Here is a 15299-nt window from a genome sequence, read left to right as displayed (position 1 = left end):
TGCCAGGTCAAATTCAGTTCTTCAATGTGGTCAACAACTTCAGGAGAAGGTAATGGTAACTGACGACAGTAACAAGGTAATCCCCCCATTTTTACTTTTTTGCGGGGGGATTACCCTGGACGTGGTGCAGGGTTTTGTCTTGCTTGGCATACAGTCTCCTTTGAGAGATCAGTGAGATATGCCTTACACACAAAAATTCCGATACTCTCGGAAAAATGAACCTGTGTATTGAGCTCGCTGGGTTACGCTTGCGACGGAGTCCCTGAAAAAGCTCATCTATCGGCGAGCGGCTGTCAACAAATCCCCGCTCATGTCCTTCTTGAGCATTTCATATACAACGCCAAAGAACATATCTCGCGTCAATTCGTCACTCAACAGCTTTGTGGCCATGCTCTGATGGGTGCTCATTGCCTCAACAATTGCAGCGACGGCAGCGGCTGGCAGATTGGCTTTCATCGCCTGATCCCGACTGTTATTTTGCACCTGCGCCATCACCATCGCGTCATCGCGCAGCTTTTCAGACACATGCACCGCAAAGGCCACCTTATCTTTGTCACTGATGTCTTTGCCGAAAGCATCATTCAGTTTTTCAATCAACTCAGATAGATATTTTTTTTCACGGTCGCGGCCATCACGTAAGCCATTATCGGTAATCCCGTATAGCTCCGGTATCTGCTCAACCGCAAAAAGCCCAGTCAACGTATCACCCTTTATAGCTTTGTAATGCGTCAACGTCAGATCGCCCAAATCCACCTGCTCCGGCGTGATGCCTTTCAGGCGCTTGCGCAACAGGCGCGCATAACTGGCAAACGCTTCCAGGCCAGGGTCGCCAAATTCCACCAGCTGCGCCACATATTCGTAGCTTCGCACGAACTTGGTCAGGCTCTCGCTAAAAATCATCAGCTCATCCCGCGCCTTGGTCTGTTCTGATCGCTGGACATCCGCGTGCGCCGTGCCTTTCTGGTCGTCTGCGTCGCTTGCAATACGCCAGGCCTCATCCCATTTATCGATGGCATCATTCAATGCCTTCAGCTTGCCGTTGAAGCGGTCGGTGGCGGCTTGGGTCAGTGAATACAGTTTCTGATGCGTGACACTCTTATTCACGATGGCATCGCCAAAAGCCACGATTTCGCTGGTTTCGTAAATTAACATGCCATCCAAGCGCTGCTTGATGTCATATACGATGTTTGGGTCTTGTACATCCGACACCTTGGCATCGCGATAAAAGGTCTTAAATGCGTTGACGATTTCTTCCGACTCATTGGCAAAGTCCAGCACAAAGGTCTTGTCCTTGCCCGGATACGTGCGATTCAGGCGCGATAGGGTCTGTACCGCTTCCACACCTGAAATCTTCTTATCCAAGTACATGGCCACCAGTTTTGGCTGGTCGAAGCCCGTTTGAAATTTATTGGCGACGATCATCACCCGATAGTCCTGGGTATCGAATGCCTTGCGCATTTCCCGCCCTTTAAGGCCAGGGTTCATGTTAGTTTCGGTGAACTGATACTCATCGGCGAATTGACCGTCTTGCACATCCTTATTCGCGACCTCGCCGGAGAATGCAACCATCGCCTGAATCCCTTGATAACCCTTGCTCTGGCAGTAACGATCCAGGGCCAACTGGTACTTTACCGCAGACGCCCTTGAAGAAGTGACCACCATGGCTTTAGCTTGGCCACCCAGCAGGTGGGCGACGTTAGCGCGGAAGTGTTCGATGATCAGCTCCACCTTTTGGCCCACATTGGTCGGGTGCAACGATAGCCATTTGGCCAGGGCGCGCTTGGCGCTCTTTTCGTCCACGCGCTCATCATCACTCTCGGCAAACTTCGAACCGATACGGAACGCGACGTCATAGCTGGTGTAGTTCTTCAGCACATCGAGAATGAAACCCTCTTCAATGGCCTGCTGCATTGTGTACAGGTGAAACGGCACGGGTGGGTTGTCTTTGGATATCGGTTGATCCGGTTGACGCGGCCGACCGAACAGGCTCAGCGTGGAGTGTTTGGGCGTGGCGGTGAAGGCGAAGTAGCTGGCATTGCTTGGGCGTTGGCGGGAAGACTGCCATACCGATAGCTTTTCCTCCTTGCTCAGCTTCTCCCATTCTTCTTCGCTTTGCCCTGTCAGCACATAGCGCAAATCATCGGCGCTGCTGCCACCGGTTGAGCTATGCGCCTCGTCGATGATGATGGCGAAGCGCCGATCCCGCAGGCTCTGTTCGGCGAGGATCAATTTCTGTGCCCAAGGGAAGGTCTGCAGCGTCACCACGATGATCGGCACACCGGCCAACATCGCTTCAGCCAATTGCTGGCTTTTTGGCTTGCTGGATTGCTGCCGGTCAATCGCGCACACCACGCCGGTTTGATGTTCGATCTGGCCAATGGCCTCTTGCAACTGCTTGTCCAGCACCGTGCGATCGGTCACCACGATCACGCTATGGAAGTACGGTTTACCATCTGGCCGACGCACGCGGATCAGCGAATGTGCCATCCAGGCGATGGTATTGGTTTTTCCGGAACCAGCGCTGTGCTGAATCAGATAAGGCTGGCCAGCACCTTCCGCCCGCACCGCATCGACCATCTTGGTCACACCTTCCCATTGGTGAAAACGCGGGAAGATCAGATTTTCCTTGAAAGTGGTTGTGCCGTTCACGTCCTGCGTTTCTTTGCGCTCCAGCAGCACAAAGCGATGGAAAATGCGCAGCCAGTTGTCCTTTTGCAGCACCCTTTGCCACAGATAACTCACCGGATAGCTACCGTTCGCGCCCGGTGGGTTGCCCGCTGCGCCATCGTTGCCCCGGTTGAACGGCAGGAAAAAGGTCGAATCGCCAGCCAGCTTGGTGCTCATGCGGATGTCGCTGTCGCTCATCGCGAAATGCACTGCCGCGCCGCGCTTGAACGCTAGCAGCGGCTCGACGCGGCCGGTCTTCTCATTCTTCGGCGGACGATCCTGCCGATACTGGTCCATGGCCGCCTCGACCGACTGGGTGAAGTCGGTTTTCAGTTCCACCGTAGCCACTGGAATGCCATTAATGAAAAATCCTAGGTCGATTTCGTCGGTCTTGTCGAGCGAGTAGCGCAACTGCGGCACCACCCGCAGTCGGTTGGCGGCGTAGCGCGCTAGCACTGTTTGGTTGCGCTCATCCTCGGGCAGCGCCTGGCTCATCGCCAAGGTGCCACCGCCAGCTATCGCAAAGCCGTCACGCAGCACATTCACGGTGCCGCCATCTTTGCTTTCCAGCATCTTCACCAGCCGGTCCAGCACGGCTGTTTCGGTGCCAGCGCCGTTCAGGCTGCTAAGCTTGGACCAGGCTTGCGGCTGGCTGGTTTGAAGCCAGCCGATCACATCTTCCGGGAACAGCGCCCTGGCTGGGTCATAGCCGGTAGATTTTCCCAGCAGCCAACCGGCTGCCGTGAGTTGCTCGACGATATGGCGTTCGAGCTCGCATTCGTGGTGGATCTGGCTCATGGCGACGCTTTCTACTTTTTATTTTCGTCAGGTTCGGTTAGAGAAAAAGGGCTCCTCTTAACCAGCAACCGCACTCGTTTTCGTATTGTTCAAGCCGCCTGCTGATCTTGCCGATCGGTGTTCGGCCTGACGTCGATCTGCCCAGTAACTACCGCAGTAATCAATGCACTCCGGCGGTCCTTGAGCAGTTCGAGGCTGCGTTCAGTTTTGGTGATGAGAGTATCGATGGGGCTTGTTTGTATATCGACATAATTCATAATCCGCGTTTGCTCTTCAATGGGAGGTTGTGGCACGGCGAAGCCGCCGAGTGCACCAAGGTAAATGCCGGGTTGAGCTGAATAACCGGCATGTTCCCACAATAACGATTGAAAAAGACTTGATTGGAATATCAAATGAAGCCAACTAGACTTCATTCGTTTTTGGCGAGGCCTGAAAATAGCTAAGCTTCGCTGGATATGAAAATTATTCAATTTCACTGGAATAATGGCTGTCTTTCCAAGCGTCCCTCCGACAATAGCAAGTAAAACATCTCCTTCAAGGGGTACAAAAGATCGACAAAGTTCCCGATAGTCATCCTGGGATATTTTTGAGTCGTCGTCGCGATCGGTGAAACAACCATCAACAATATTTCTAACACTCAACAATCGTGGCCCATCGTCAACACGAGGCGGAGGTAAATGGGTGCCGTCCTTTAGAAGCTCACATATATATTTCATTGGTGCTACGTCCCAATGCGCTGGCACATCCCCCAGCCACTTTACCCTAGAATCCTTCATCTTCACGCTGTGATCGAGGCCCTGAGTGACGGCGTGAGTGATCAGCGCCTGGCGCTTTTCGCGCAGCAGTTCGATAAAGCTAGTTTTCTTGCTGACCAGACCGTCGATGCGGACGGTTTCGCGATCGAGCATTTTACAAATAATCTCCTGCTCATCTTTGCCAGGGACGAGTATTGGCATGCGACGCAAGTCTTCAAATTTCATCGATTGACGCATGCCGCCGCCCATCGAATAAAAAACTTTTTGAACATCGTAAGCTCGAAGAAGATAATTAAAATACCGTGGCTCTATCGATTTTGGGCTCACGGCCACGTAAGCTGAAGTGATGATCCCTTTCGTGCTGACAACTGCAGTACGAAGACTTCGTTTATCATTCTGCAAGTCAGTCAACCTAAAAATAATGTCGCCTGGTCTGACTATTTGATAGGTCTCAAACGACTCCGGCAGCAAACCATCATTTGTGTTGATGTCTTTTTTGACAATGGAGCCGTAGCTCAAAGACAGTAAGTTGTCTTCAACCATTCCTTTGTTGGACTCCTTCCTTTCGCTTGCAACGGCAAATAGTGGAGTTACGTCCCAATCAGAAGGTACCTCGCCAACCCACCCCACCCCAGAATCCTTGTATGCCGAATAGGGCTTGTAATAGCTCATGCCGTTACCTCGTTTAGCAGCGCAGCAATTTCCATCTCTACGGCTTTCAGATCGGCGTCGATATCTGCCAACTTACGCGGCGGCAGGTACTGGTAGAAATAGCGGTTGAAGTTGATCTCATAGCCGACGATGCCAATTTGGCCGTCCATCTCGTCGCGCTTGCTTTCGTCGATCCAAGCATCCGGCACATGCGGCAGCACTTCACGTTTGAAGTAGTCGTTGATGTCTTGATTAAGTGGGATGTTCTCGTTTTCGCGCAGGTCGGCATCGGGCAGCAGCTTGCCATCGGCGTCCTTGATTGGCTCAGCCTCAGGGCATTTGGTACCGAAGTAGGTAAACACGGCCTTCTGCGCTGCCTTCCCCAGCTTCTTCACCCTGGCCGCCGTGAGGAAGCTGGGCAGGTCATCAAAATGGCCATCGCGTTCCAGCAGCACGGCAAAGGCATCGGCATGCTCGGCGCCTTTGATGTCGCGGTAGGTGGCAAGGCTTTCCGCTGTCACGGCAAAACTCAGGCGCAGCGGGCGATCGACAGTAATGCGGCGATAACCAAAGTCGGTGGTGTTAAAAATCTTGGCGGTAGGGGCTTCGACAAAGCCATCGTGCTGGCGCGCTATCTCGGCGATCTGTGCCTCGGATAGCAACTTGCGCTTGCTGCCTAACGATTTGCGCATCGGCGCATGCATGCTGGTGGCGTCGATCAGCTGCACTCGGCCTTTGCGGCTGGCGTCCTTGTGGTTGGAAAGAACCCACACGTAGGTGCCAATGCCGGTGTTGTAGAATAGGTCATTCGGCAGCGCGATGATGGCCTCTAACCAGTCGTTTTCCAATATCCAACGGCGGATTTCCGATTCCCCCGATCCTGCTCCGCCGTTAAACAGCGGCGAGCCGGACAGCACGATGCCGATGCGGCTACCACCTTGCTCCACCGGTTTACGTTTGGACAGCAGATGCATCAAAAACAGCAAAGAACCATCGCCAACACGCGGTAGGCCCGCGCCGAAGCGACCGCCAAAACCGAGATTTTTTTGCTCGTCCTGCACGTGCTTTTGCACCTTTTCCCATTTCACCCCGAACGGTGGATTCGCCAGACAATAGTCGAACTGTTCGTGTGGCAGCAGGTCGTTAGAGAGGGTATTGCCGAGCTTGATATTTTTGGTGTCGTACCCCTGGATCAGCTTGTCCGCCACCGAGATCGCATAGGTCTCGGGGTTCAATTCCTGAGCGTACGGGATCAGGCGGGCATTGGGGTTCCACTCGGCGACCTGCTCGATCGCCGAGGATAGGAAGCCACCGGTACCGGCGGCGCAGTCGTACACGGTGCGCACCACGCCTTTGCCGTTCAGCGCTTCGTGGTCACTAGAGAACACCAGGGTCGTCACCAGCCGCACCACATCACGCGGGGTAAAAAACTCCCCGGCGGTGTCGTTGGCCGATTCGGCAAACTTGCGGATCAGATGCTCGAACACCAGGCCCATCTCATGATTGCTGATGGTGTCTGGATGCAGGTCGATGGCGGCAAACTTTTGCGTGACCAGATACAGCAGGTTGGCATTTTCCAGCTTGGTCAGCCAGCCGTCAAAAGCGAAGTGTTCGAACACCTGGCGCGCGTTGGCCGAGAACTTTGCGATGAAGTCTTCCAGGTTGGCGCGGGTGGTGGTGGAGCCGACCGTGGCCAGACTAAATTCGGAAATATTGTAAAAACTCGCCTTGGCGGTACTGGGCAAGACCAAGTCCAGATCAACCAGCGACCCTTTTAATCCGGCGTATTGTTGCTGCACCTGTTTGCGGGTGGGTTCCAGTACGCACTCCAAACGGCGCAGCACGGTAAAGGGCAGGATGATGCGGCCAAACTCGGACTGCTTGAAATCGCCGCGCAGAGTGTCGGCAACGTTCCAGATGAAATCGGCAAGGTTTTGTTGGTTCATGATGTTATTGTCCATTTTCTTCATTATGTTCCAGCGACCAACAATGTGCGGCGAGCAATGCCTGACGCTGCTGGAGCTCATTAATTTGATGTTGCAATGCATCCTCTTCCGTCAATGCCGTGATGCTAAGCCGATGGATATTCTTGCGCATCGTGACCGCTCATTCTGGTCCATCGTGAGCGACCGTCGCGATTAATTACATGTGTCATATGTCACCGGATTACCGTCTTAATTTACACTGCTCGCCAACCTGCAGCGTCGACACCAATGCCGATTGGGAGAATACTTTCGTTATCATGATGCAGACTCAAGCGCCTGGGCAGCAGCAATCAAGTTTGAGACATGTTCAATCAGCTCTTCGACAAAGCCTACGGTAACATCGAGGTCACCTTCATATTCGGCTAAGTTACGTTTTTTGTGAGCATGATTAAGCAATAGCCACTGCTCCGGTTTGTATCCCAGCGTATGCTCTAGGCATTGAAATACCAGGTAACGATTTTCGCTACGGTAGCCATGGGCCCGCAGGGTGGACAATGCAGCAGCATGGGCGGCATTGTAGGCAAGATCAAAACGGCTTTCCAATGAAAGCATAGGTTGTCGGGCATCCTGCAACCGCACGCTGGCAGAACGCAACAAGCCAGCACGCTCCCGCGCATCGGGTGGCTCCGCCTTGAACTTGCCAATCCGCGCTAAATTAGCCAGCGCTGCCGAGGCGGGTAATATCATGTTCGGACCCCTTGACAAAGATTTTAGGTTGCTCCAGTACCCGGACGATGAATGACCGACCATCGCGCACGCGTTGTGCAAACTCGTCCGGTGTGTAGAGAGTCGGGTTCACAACGCGTCCCAACTGCGCTTGAGCTGGTAATAGCGCTTCAAGTAATTCTGCATTTGACGTCACTGCTCCAATCACCATCAAATCAACGTCACTGCTGGCATGCTCAGTACCTTTAGCCAGTGAACCGTAGACAAACGCAATATCCACCAGCGGCCACAGTGAATGAAGCGCTGCGCGCAATACATCGGCCACGCCGAACGTTTTTAAAACAATACTGCGTAGCTCTTCAAATATTGGTGCTTCGTGGTTTGCCTGGTAATGCTTTTGATTTCCCACTCGTCGCACGGTCACCAAGGCCGAAGCTTCCAGTCGCGCTAGCTCGCGCTGCACGGCACCAGAACCGATTGACGCCAACCCAATAATTTCGTTGGCGTAAAACGACCGCTGTGACTGACCATATAGCACGGCCAGCACTCGCTGTTGCGTCTTCGTAAATAGTGCGTCTGCGTAAATACCCATAATGGGAATAATAATACCCAATAAGGGTATTGTCAAGCTAGTCATGTATTGCGCGTGTATTTAAAAGGGGTGGCAATTGATTTTTTTCAGGAAAAATGAATTGGGAGGCGAAGCCCTACAAATTTCTTTAAGACTATTTCTTTGTGGGATGGGACTCAACCGAGGGTGTATTCCAAAGACAACCCTTTGCCGTCAGGCTCTTTTGGCGCAGCTTGGGCATTGCTAAGGCGAAGATACTTGGCAAGTGGCACTGCGACAGTCGCGGAAATACCAAACAATTTGGTCAGGTATTATCAAAAGAAAAAACCAAATTTTTCAAACGAATTTATTGAGATTGATGCGTTGTTTTTATAGAAAGAAATTGATATGATAATAATGCTTTATGCAAAGGCATAGAGGTGTGTTACAAGTTGTCAAGTCCCGCGAAGCCCGAAGTTGCAAGGAGCCAGCAGATTGATAGCAGATCGATGACAGGATTCCTCAAGGATACCTCCATGGTGATATGAACATTATGAATCATTTCTAACATACGCGGCTAGGCTCGATTCGTCGGGTGAAATGGTAGGATAAAGACCACTTGGTTAATCCGGGAGAGCGGTTCGTAGATAGCCGCCATCTTCGCTCTCCCGGTTTGCTAGTCACCATGAGATTCACAAATTGTTCAAGAAAAAGCATCCATGGTATACGCGAAGAGGGTATTTGCATTTTGATCGTCCAATAGACTTTCGTACTGCCCAAAGTATAGTTTCCAGCCCAGAAAAAATTGCAAAGCGCAGCTTTCATCCTTTCATTGACTTTGAGCTTTCTACGGAAAAAGTCAAAAAAAATCCCATATCAAAAAAACTCGAAAAAATCCCAAAGGTGCGACCGATTGCGTACGCGTCGCATCTTGATAGCCACATTTATTCCTATTATTCTTATAGCCTTTCAAAGAGATATGAAAAGTCGATTGGCGAATTAGCGCTTGGGTCATCAGTGCTTGCTTTTCGAGCATTAAATAAGAGCAATATTGAGTTTGCGTTTGATGCATTTGCCGAAATTCAGAAGCGAGATACTTGTCATGTGCTTTGCCTCGATATTGAGGGTTTCTTTAACAACTTAAATCATGAGACACTTAAACAAGCATGGACAAATGTTTTAAAAAAAGAAAATTTACCACCTGACCATTTTTCTGTTTTTAAATCACTGACAAAGCATTCAAGGGTTAATCGGGATGAGCTCTATGAGCTTTTCCAGATTTCAAAAAATAATCCTAAAAACGGAATTGAACGGATTTGTTCGCCTGGCGAATTTAGAGCGAGAGTTAGAAAAAACGGATTAATAAAAGTCAATCCAGTACCACACGGAATTCCACAGGGGTCTCCAATAAGTGCCCTCCTGTCAAACATTTACATGATGAGTTTTGACGTAACAGTCAAAGCATTTGTGGAAGGGATTGGCGGCTGCTATTTACGGTACTGTGATGATATGTTGCTCATTGTGCCAACAGAGTACAAAAATTCATTGAGTGTTTTTGTCGATCAGGAAATAAAGAAAATAAAACTGACAATTCAGAGCTCGAAGACGGAGAGCCGAGACTTCATAAGGGTCAAAGGTGTGTTGGCAACATCTAAACCGCTCCAATACTTGGGATTTCTTTTCGACGGCGATCGTGTTTTTCTACGTTCTGCGTCTCTAGCGAGATATTCTGAGCGCATGAAAAAAGGAGTGCGGGTTGCAAAGGCAACAATGGCAAAGCGAAATGCTGCAAGACTATCTCGAGGGGAAAGTGAAAAGCCATTGTTTAAAAAGTCACTTTACAAACGATATTCTTATCTCGGGCGACGGAATTTTGTCAGTTACGGTTATCGTGCAGCGCGAATTATGAATTCAAAAAGCATCCGGCGACAGCTTGACGGTCTTTGGTCGCGTCTTCATAAGGAAATCGCCGCGTAGGTGACTAAATGTTATAGCCGGTTCTCGCGGCTTTGGGATTGATGCTGTGAAATACGGTGGCCTTGTCGCTGTAAAACGCCTGCGGTTTGCCGTAGTGCTCTAGGTAGCTACGAGTCGTCTTGAAATAGCTGAAGGTCGATTCTGAATACGTAAAATGCAGATACATCAACCGGCTCGTCGCATCATCGATATGCGCCAGCAACGTGCAGGCAGGACCAGGTGGCTCGAACCAACGATGGTCGCTGCCATCAATCTGGATCAGCTCGCGTACCGTTTCCGGATGATGCTCAAGGCCATGTCAGAGATATCGGCTGCCCGACGATTGTGTCTGGGACGATTATAGCGCCGTGATACCAGTCCGTTCGGACCTTATTCTCGGTATCAGTTTGCTAGCCTGCGTACCTGGCGCACCGTCAGCCCAACTCGCTGTGCAGCTAGCTGTGGCTTCAAATTGCCATCTACCAGGGCTTGCATGACCTTCGTCCGGGCCAGCCGCGCATCGTCATTGTTATGCTGCCAGCGTGGTTCATGGTATCTCCCAGTTGAGAGCACAATGCGCTCAATCTGGAAAACGAACATTTGAATTTTGCTAAAAGCGGACATTACAACATTAGCTACAAGAATTGCATCAATTAATACTTATAATTTATCTAATGTAAAATTATAGTCGCCCTGGAAATCAGTTGCCCGATTAACTGACATCGTTTCAATTTTCTTAGGGGCCATTCGTCGCGCCAATGTAGCCATCGTATCGCTTGATGATTTGAACGGCAACATCTGTTGATTCTCCGCACGTTTTGCGTGTCTCTTACTCCCAGCACTGCCGCCATAATTTTCCCTAGTGATTTTTATAATATCCAATTTTCCTTATTACATCTGCCCAGCGACAACCACGTTTAATTTCAGCCCAGTGCGTAATTGCAAAGCTTTCATGAGCCATTTACTAAACAGCCTGAGTCTTTTCCTACGTCTGCCACGCCTCCATTAAGCGCTCTCGACTGGTCGCCCGTGCGCGCAACAAGCCCAACTCTCGGCTCATTCCGCTAAGCGCAGTCTCTTCATCATGTCCTTGCTCACGTAAGCGATTGGCGAGTGCTTTCAGCTCGGCCAGCGAAACTTCATCGACCTGACGAGCAGTCCCTGCGACGGGGCTTCTAAATGTGATTGTTGATTTTTCGGTCAGTCGCCTAGGCCAAATAAAAAGACCTACCGACTCTGCTTCGGTCTCAAAGTGTTTAGCTGTCAGTTCGACAACTCGGTTCAGAATTCGACTGCCAGTGCGCACCCATCATCGGCGTGTGACCTGCTCCACAATTTAGTCCGAAACCGACATAGAGTTTGCGATTAAAAACTATCTGCAAATCTGTTCGGTGTCAGGTAGCCAAGTGCGCTGTGGGGGCGCTCCTCGTTGTATTCCTGACGCCATGCGGCGATGACTTCCCGTGCATGACGCATTGATAAAAACCAATGCTCATTCAAACATTCATCCCGAAACTTACCGGTGAAACTTTCAATATAGGCATTCTGCTGCGGCTTGCCCGGTTCGATAAATCGCAATTGAAGCTGTTTTCGGTAAGCCCATTCATCGAGTACCTTGCTAATAAACTCGGGGCCGTTATCTACAGTCACCGATCTGGGCAACCCTCGATTTTCTGCCAAACGCTCTAAAACAGCCACGACACGGCGACCAGGCAGTGAGGTATCCACTTCTATTGCCAAACACTCTTTTGTGAAATCATCGACGATATTCAAACAGCGCAGGCGACGTCCGTCAATAAATCCATCCGATACAAAGTCCATCGACCAACTCTGATTCGGTCCCAGTGCTACTACCTTCGGCTGCCGTTCAACGCCAGCGATACGCTTGCGCTTGCGTCGACGCACCATCAAACCGGCTGCGTGGTAAACCCGATACGTACGCTTAGGATTAATCAACCAACCTTCCCGGCACAGCAGCACATGCAGGCGTCGATATCCGTAACGCCTCTTCTGACCAGCCAGTTCAGTCAATCGTCCTGCCAACTGTTCGTCGCTCGGGCGAGTCGATTCATACCGATATAACGACCTGGAAATGCCCATCAGCCCACAAGCACGCGTAACACCTATTCCGTGGTTTTCCATGACATAGGAAACGGCGTCACGTCTGGCTTGTGGGCTTACCACTTTCGGCCAACAACATCCTTGAGAGCTGCGTTGTCGAGCATTGATTCTGCCAGCAAGCGTTTCAACTTGGCGTTCTCTGCTTCAAGAACCTTGAGTCGTTGTGCTTCGGATACCGTCATCCCGCCGAATTTCGCTTTCCAGTTGTAATAGGTGGCGTCGCTAATACCGTGTTTCCGGCAAAGCTCCGCCACTTTTACACCAGTTTCCGCTTCTTTTAATACGCCAATGATCTGTTCTTCCGTGAATCGATTCTTCATGCTTGCCTCCTTAGGGGCAAACTCTACATTATGGCCGTACTAATCTCGGGGAGCAGGTCACGTGGAGCCTACTGATGTATGCGTCAAAACATTCAAATCCCGCTGAGGAAGTTGCAACGTCAAGGGGGAGATTCAATTCCACTGGACAATCATCATGGCCCCGCACCGCATCGTCGATTACGTGGTGGTGCATGAGCCGTGCCATCTGAAACACCATGACCATTCATCGGCGTTCTGGAAATCAGTGGAACGGATCGTGCCCGATTATGTGCAGTGCAAAGAGTGGTTGCGCGAGGTGGGGGTGGGGCTTGATGTGTGAATGATTGGAGGTGAGGGGATGGCGGTTAACGGCGTGGGGAAGATCAGACCGCGACTACTACAACTAAAAATTATGAGGTTGAGAAATTTTTATTGAATTAAGTAGTGATATTTTTTATTTTTGTAAGCTATCTTCAATTGTGACTGGAAAAGGCAAAAATCTTCTCCATCATCTTTGCGCGAAACTCTCATTGTCTTGAGCGCTGCCAATTTTTCATATGAGACTATTCCTTTGGCGCGGTATCAAACTGGTTCGGCCTGTTGATACTTAAATGAGACTGAAATACGCAGGATAGCCCGGCGGGGCCAATGTGTATTTTTTGTGGGGGCACAGGTAGCGCTACAACGCCCACTCATGAGACTGATCCATTGCATTTCCCAAATGACAAAAATAAGGCCGCGGCTTTAAAAGCTCCCAGCCTTATTTTAAACGTCCTCAAAACTCAACATCATCTTCAAATGCATGAGGCAATGAGGCTGCTGAGGCATTGTCTTGATTGGCGGAGGTTCGGGGTTGCCTCGCCGCTGACTCTGCTACTGAGACTATGGGACGTGACAATGGCGCTTCATCAAAAATTGAGGCACGTATTGCATAGAAGTAGGTCCTTGTATCGACTGCGGAAACCTTGTGTTTGCTCTTGGTTCTATTTGCTTCATTTTTGTATATTAGCCCACTGTTTTCTAGGGCGTGTAGTGCGGCGGTTTTTGAGATGTCGCCGATAGCAGCTTTGAATCCATCGTCATTAAACAAATAGAGCGCACCCTCCGCTTTTATTTTTAGATAGCCGGAGATGGTCAATGGTAAATTTTTATAAATACTGCTATCTGGGAAATGGCCTGGATGTGCATAAATATATTGCGCAATCAGCTTGATGGCTCGTCTACCATCGTCGACATCTGGTACCGCGGCACGCCACATTTCCCATACTGCTCGCATAGCGGTAGCGATACGTTCGGGTGTGCAGTGCAAAATTCCAGCTTCGATGGCCAATTCACCCGCCGTTTGAACGAGGGCAAATCTATCTAGCGCGCGTAGAATTTCTGGCGCTTCACCAGAGTTCATCAGGTCGGAAATTTCTTTCATTCGTGAGCGAATATTATTATGGGCTCGCGCATGCGTTGCATATTTTTGGACAAGCCATTCGGTAAATGCCCTTCCAGCGGTGCCGTAATAGTTGCCGCAAGCTTCCTTCAGATGACGCACGGTTTTTCCTGCATCGATATCCTTATCGAAAAGGTCGACGACAGGAAATGGGATGTCAAGGATGCGTAGCGCTTGCCCTCCTTTTTGCTGTTTCCCATGTTGTGCCATCAATTCTGCCATCGAGATTTCACCTGTCGATAGGAACACAGAGCGCCATTCCCTGACAGTACGACGACTGCTATCCGATTTGAGGCGCTCAGCGCCACGACCTCCTGCCAGAGAGTAAATCGCCTTATCCAGTTCGCTGGCATTACGAAATTGCCCTAGCTCATCCAAGCATAGTGGTAGATCACAATGTTCCTCTGCCATCGCCTCGAGAGCATTGGCCGTACTATTCCAACGGCGAACCATGGCATTTGAGTCTGCTCCTGGGTCGCTGCCGCATCCCCATACACTGGCTGCTATTTGTAATGCGGTGGTTTTCCCCCTGCTGGTCATTCCAGCCAAGTTAAAGCCAAAGCTGTCTGAGTTGGCGGGGCGCAAGAGGGGCCCGGTGAAACTTGCACAGACCATAAATAACAGCAGGTCGCTGTGGTAAATCGATGTGACAATGTGGTTCTGCCAGTCGATGAGTGTCCCGGAGCTCTTGCAGCTCTCTTTCATTTTGTTTGCATGTTCTGGCTGATAGACGCAATTATTGGAGCCGATGACTTTGTCAGGTAAAACATAAGTCATCTTGTCGCCGTCGCTCCAGCCTGTACGGGGCATTGCAGTCATCCAAGGCCTCCTGCGAGCGCACGTTCTGGCGGCATCAAGATAGGCGCTAAGCGCTTTTTCTTTCGATGGAATGACGCGTACCCCATGGTCCTCCAAGAAATTGGCGAGTAACGCTGGATCACCATGGAGCTGTTTGGCAGGGATCGCCATTTCAATGATCTTGCCGTCCAAGGTGAGTGCCCCGAGGTCAAGCCCATATTCCTTGCCTGTTGCGCTTCGCGTCAAATGACGAATAATCAGCGGACTGCATATTTGCTCCGTTTTACCGAAGGATCTTTCCCCTTCTTTGCTTTCCCGAAAAATCCCTTCATTCGTGAGCCGATAAGGAAAGGGGACATAATCATTCACCTTTGCCTCGGTTGTCTCAGCGGAATCAACATCAGAGAGACTACGGAAAAGCTTACGTAAGGTTGTATTAGTCTCATGTGCCTCATGTGCCTCAGTCGATAAAGAATGTTTCCTTTTTGGAGATTGATTCGTTGCTTTTAGTTTGGGTTGAATATTTTCTTGCATTGACTCTGCTTGCAGGCCGAGTTTTTGATCTGCTGGAGGATTTATTTGCACATCGACTTGGACGGGGAGCGTGGACAT

Annotated in this window: 10 protein-coding genes and 2 pseudogenes; 2 read left to right on the top strand and 10 right to left on the bottom strand. The window is 50.4% G+C overall.

Annotated elements, in window-relative coordinates; translation table 11 throughout:
- Nucleotides 1–276: 276 nt before the first annotated feature.
- From RGU70_RS17405 to RGU70_RS17380, 6 genes are all read right to left on the bottom strand, one after another.
- Nucleotides 277–3465, bottom strand: a complete 3189-nt coding sequence (locus RGU70_RS17405; RefSeq protein WP_322210625.1) for a type I restriction endonuclease subunit R — start codon at nucleotides 3463–3465, stop codon at nucleotides 277–279.
- 89 nt (nucleotides 3466–3554) lie between these two features.
- On the bottom strand, nucleotides 3555–4892 hold the full coding sequence (locus tag RGU70_RS17400; RefSeq protein ID WP_322210624.1) for a restriction endonuclease subunit S: 1338 nt from the start codon (nucleotides 4890–4892) through the stop codon (nucleotides 3555–3557).
- Entirely contained in the window at nucleotides 4889–6832 is a 1944-nt protein-coding gene (locus RGU70_RS17395; protein WP_416186539.1) for a type I restriction-modification system subunit M, read from the bottom strand. Before RGU70_RS17395 ends, RGU70_RS17400 begins: the two co-directional genes overlap by 4 nt.
- On the bottom strand, nucleotides 6822–6968 hold the full coding sequence (locus RGU70_RS17390) for a hypothetical protein (RefSeq protein ID WP_322210623.1): 147 nt from the start codon (nucleotides 6966–6968) through the stop codon (nucleotides 6822–6824). The genes RGU70_RS17395 and RGU70_RS17390 overlap by 11 nt, the downstream gene beginning before the upstream one ends.
- 143 nt (nucleotides 6969–7111) lie before the next feature.
- Nucleotides 7112–7543, bottom strand: coding sequence for a hypothetical protein (locus tag RGU70_RS17385; protein WP_322210622.1), 432 nt, complete (start codon nucleotides 7541–7543; stop codon nucleotides 7112–7114).
- Nucleotides 7512–8159 carry a nucleotidyltransferase domain-containing protein gene (locus RGU70_RS17380; protein WP_322210621.1) on the bottom strand — a complete coding sequence of 216 codons (648 nt, stop codon included), beginning with the start codon at nucleotides 8157–8159 and terminating at the stop codon, nucleotides 7512–7514. The genes RGU70_RS17385 and RGU70_RS17380 overlap by 32 nt, the downstream gene beginning before the upstream one ends.
- A gap of 612 nt (nucleotides 8160–8771) precedes the next feature.
- On the opposite strand from RGU70_RS17380, the gene drt2 reads away from it, so the two are divergent.
- Entirely contained in the window at nucleotides 8772–10049 is a 1278-nt protein-coding gene (gene drt2, locus RGU70_RS17375) for an antiviral reverse transcriptase Drt2 (protein ID WP_322210620.1), read from the top strand.
- Nucleotides 10050–10065: 16 nt separating this feature from the next.
- On the opposite strand, the pseudogene RGU70_RS17710 reads toward drt2, so the two are convergent.
- The 3 genes and pseudogenes from RGU70_RS17710 to RGU70_RS17360 form a co-directional block, all read right to left on the bottom strand.
- Nucleotides 10066–10314: pseudogene (locus RGU70_RS17710) on the bottom strand (ISNCY family transposase); the annotation flags it as partial.
- Nucleotides 10315–10688: 374 nt separating this feature from the next.
- Nucleotides 10689–10910, bottom strand: a complete 222-nt coding sequence (locus RGU70_RS17365) for a hypothetical protein (protein ID WP_322210618.1) — start codon at nucleotides 10908–10910, stop codon at nucleotides 10689–10691.
- Nucleotides 10911–11393: 483 nt separating this feature from the next.
- Nucleotides 11394–12469, bottom strand: a protein-coding gene (locus RGU70_RS17360) for an IS3 family transposase (RefSeq protein WP_322210617.1) whose coding sequence is annotated in 2 segments (ribosomal slippage) — nucleotides 11394–12211 and nucleotides 12211–12469 — 1077 coding nt in all. Because the reading frame shifts where the segments join, the coding sequence is not laid out codon by codon here.
- 118 nt (nucleotides 12470–12587) lie between these two features.
- Between RGU70_RS17360 and RGU70_RS17355 the strand changes: the two are divergent.
- Nucleotides 12588–12788, top strand: a pseudogene (locus RGU70_RS17355) (M48 family metallopeptidase); the annotation flags it as partial.
- 435 nt (nucleotides 12789–13223) lie between these two features.
- Here the strand turns inward: RGU70_RS17355 and RGU70_RS17350 are convergent.
- A complete protein-coding gene (locus RGU70_RS17350) occupies nucleotides 13224–15299 on the bottom strand; it encodes a DUF927 domain-containing protein (RefSeq protein ID WP_322210616.1) in 2076 nt (691 codons plus the stop codon).

Source organism: Herbaspirillum sp. RTI4 (genome assembly GCF_034313965.1).
Taxonomy (GTDB): Bacteria; Pseudomonadota; Gammaproteobacteria; order Burkholderiales; family Burkholderiaceae_D; genus Herbaspirillum.
Note: the sequence above shows the minus strand (reverse complement) of the source record. Positions and strands in the feature narration are given on the sequence as shown.

What these genes read in the sequence shown, in the direction of transcription:
- RGU70_RS17405 (WP_322210625.1), bottom strand. Translation starts at nt 3,465, where the DNA reads ATGAGCCAGATCCACCACGAATGCGAGCTCGAACGCCATATCGTCGAG.
- RGU70_RS17400 (WP_322210624.1), bottom strand. Translation starts at nt 4,892, where the DNA reads ATGAGCTATTACAAGCCCTATTCGGCATACAAGGATTCTGGGGTGGGG.
- RGU70_RS17395 (WP_416186539.1), bottom strand. Translation starts at nt 6,832, where the DNA reads ATGGACAATAACATCATGAACCAACAAAACCTTGCCGATTTCATCTGG.
- RGU70_RS17390 (WP_322210623.1), bottom strand. Translation starts at nt 6,968, where the DNA reads ATGCGCAAGAATATCCATCGGCTTAGCATCACGGCATTGACGGAAGAG.
- RGU70_RS17385 (WP_322210622.1), bottom strand. Translation starts at nt 7,543, where the DNA reads ATGATATTACCCGCCTCGGCAGCGCTGGCTAATTTAGCGCGGATTGGC.
- RGU70_RS17380 (WP_322210621.1), bottom strand. Translation starts at nt 8,159, where the DNA reads ATGACTAGCTTGACAATACCCTTATTGGGTATTATTATTCCCATTATG.
- RGU70_RS17350 (WP_322210616.1), bottom strand. Translation starts at nt 15,299, where the DNA reads ATGTCCACGCTCCCCGTCCAAGTCGATGTGCAAATAAATCCTCCAGCA.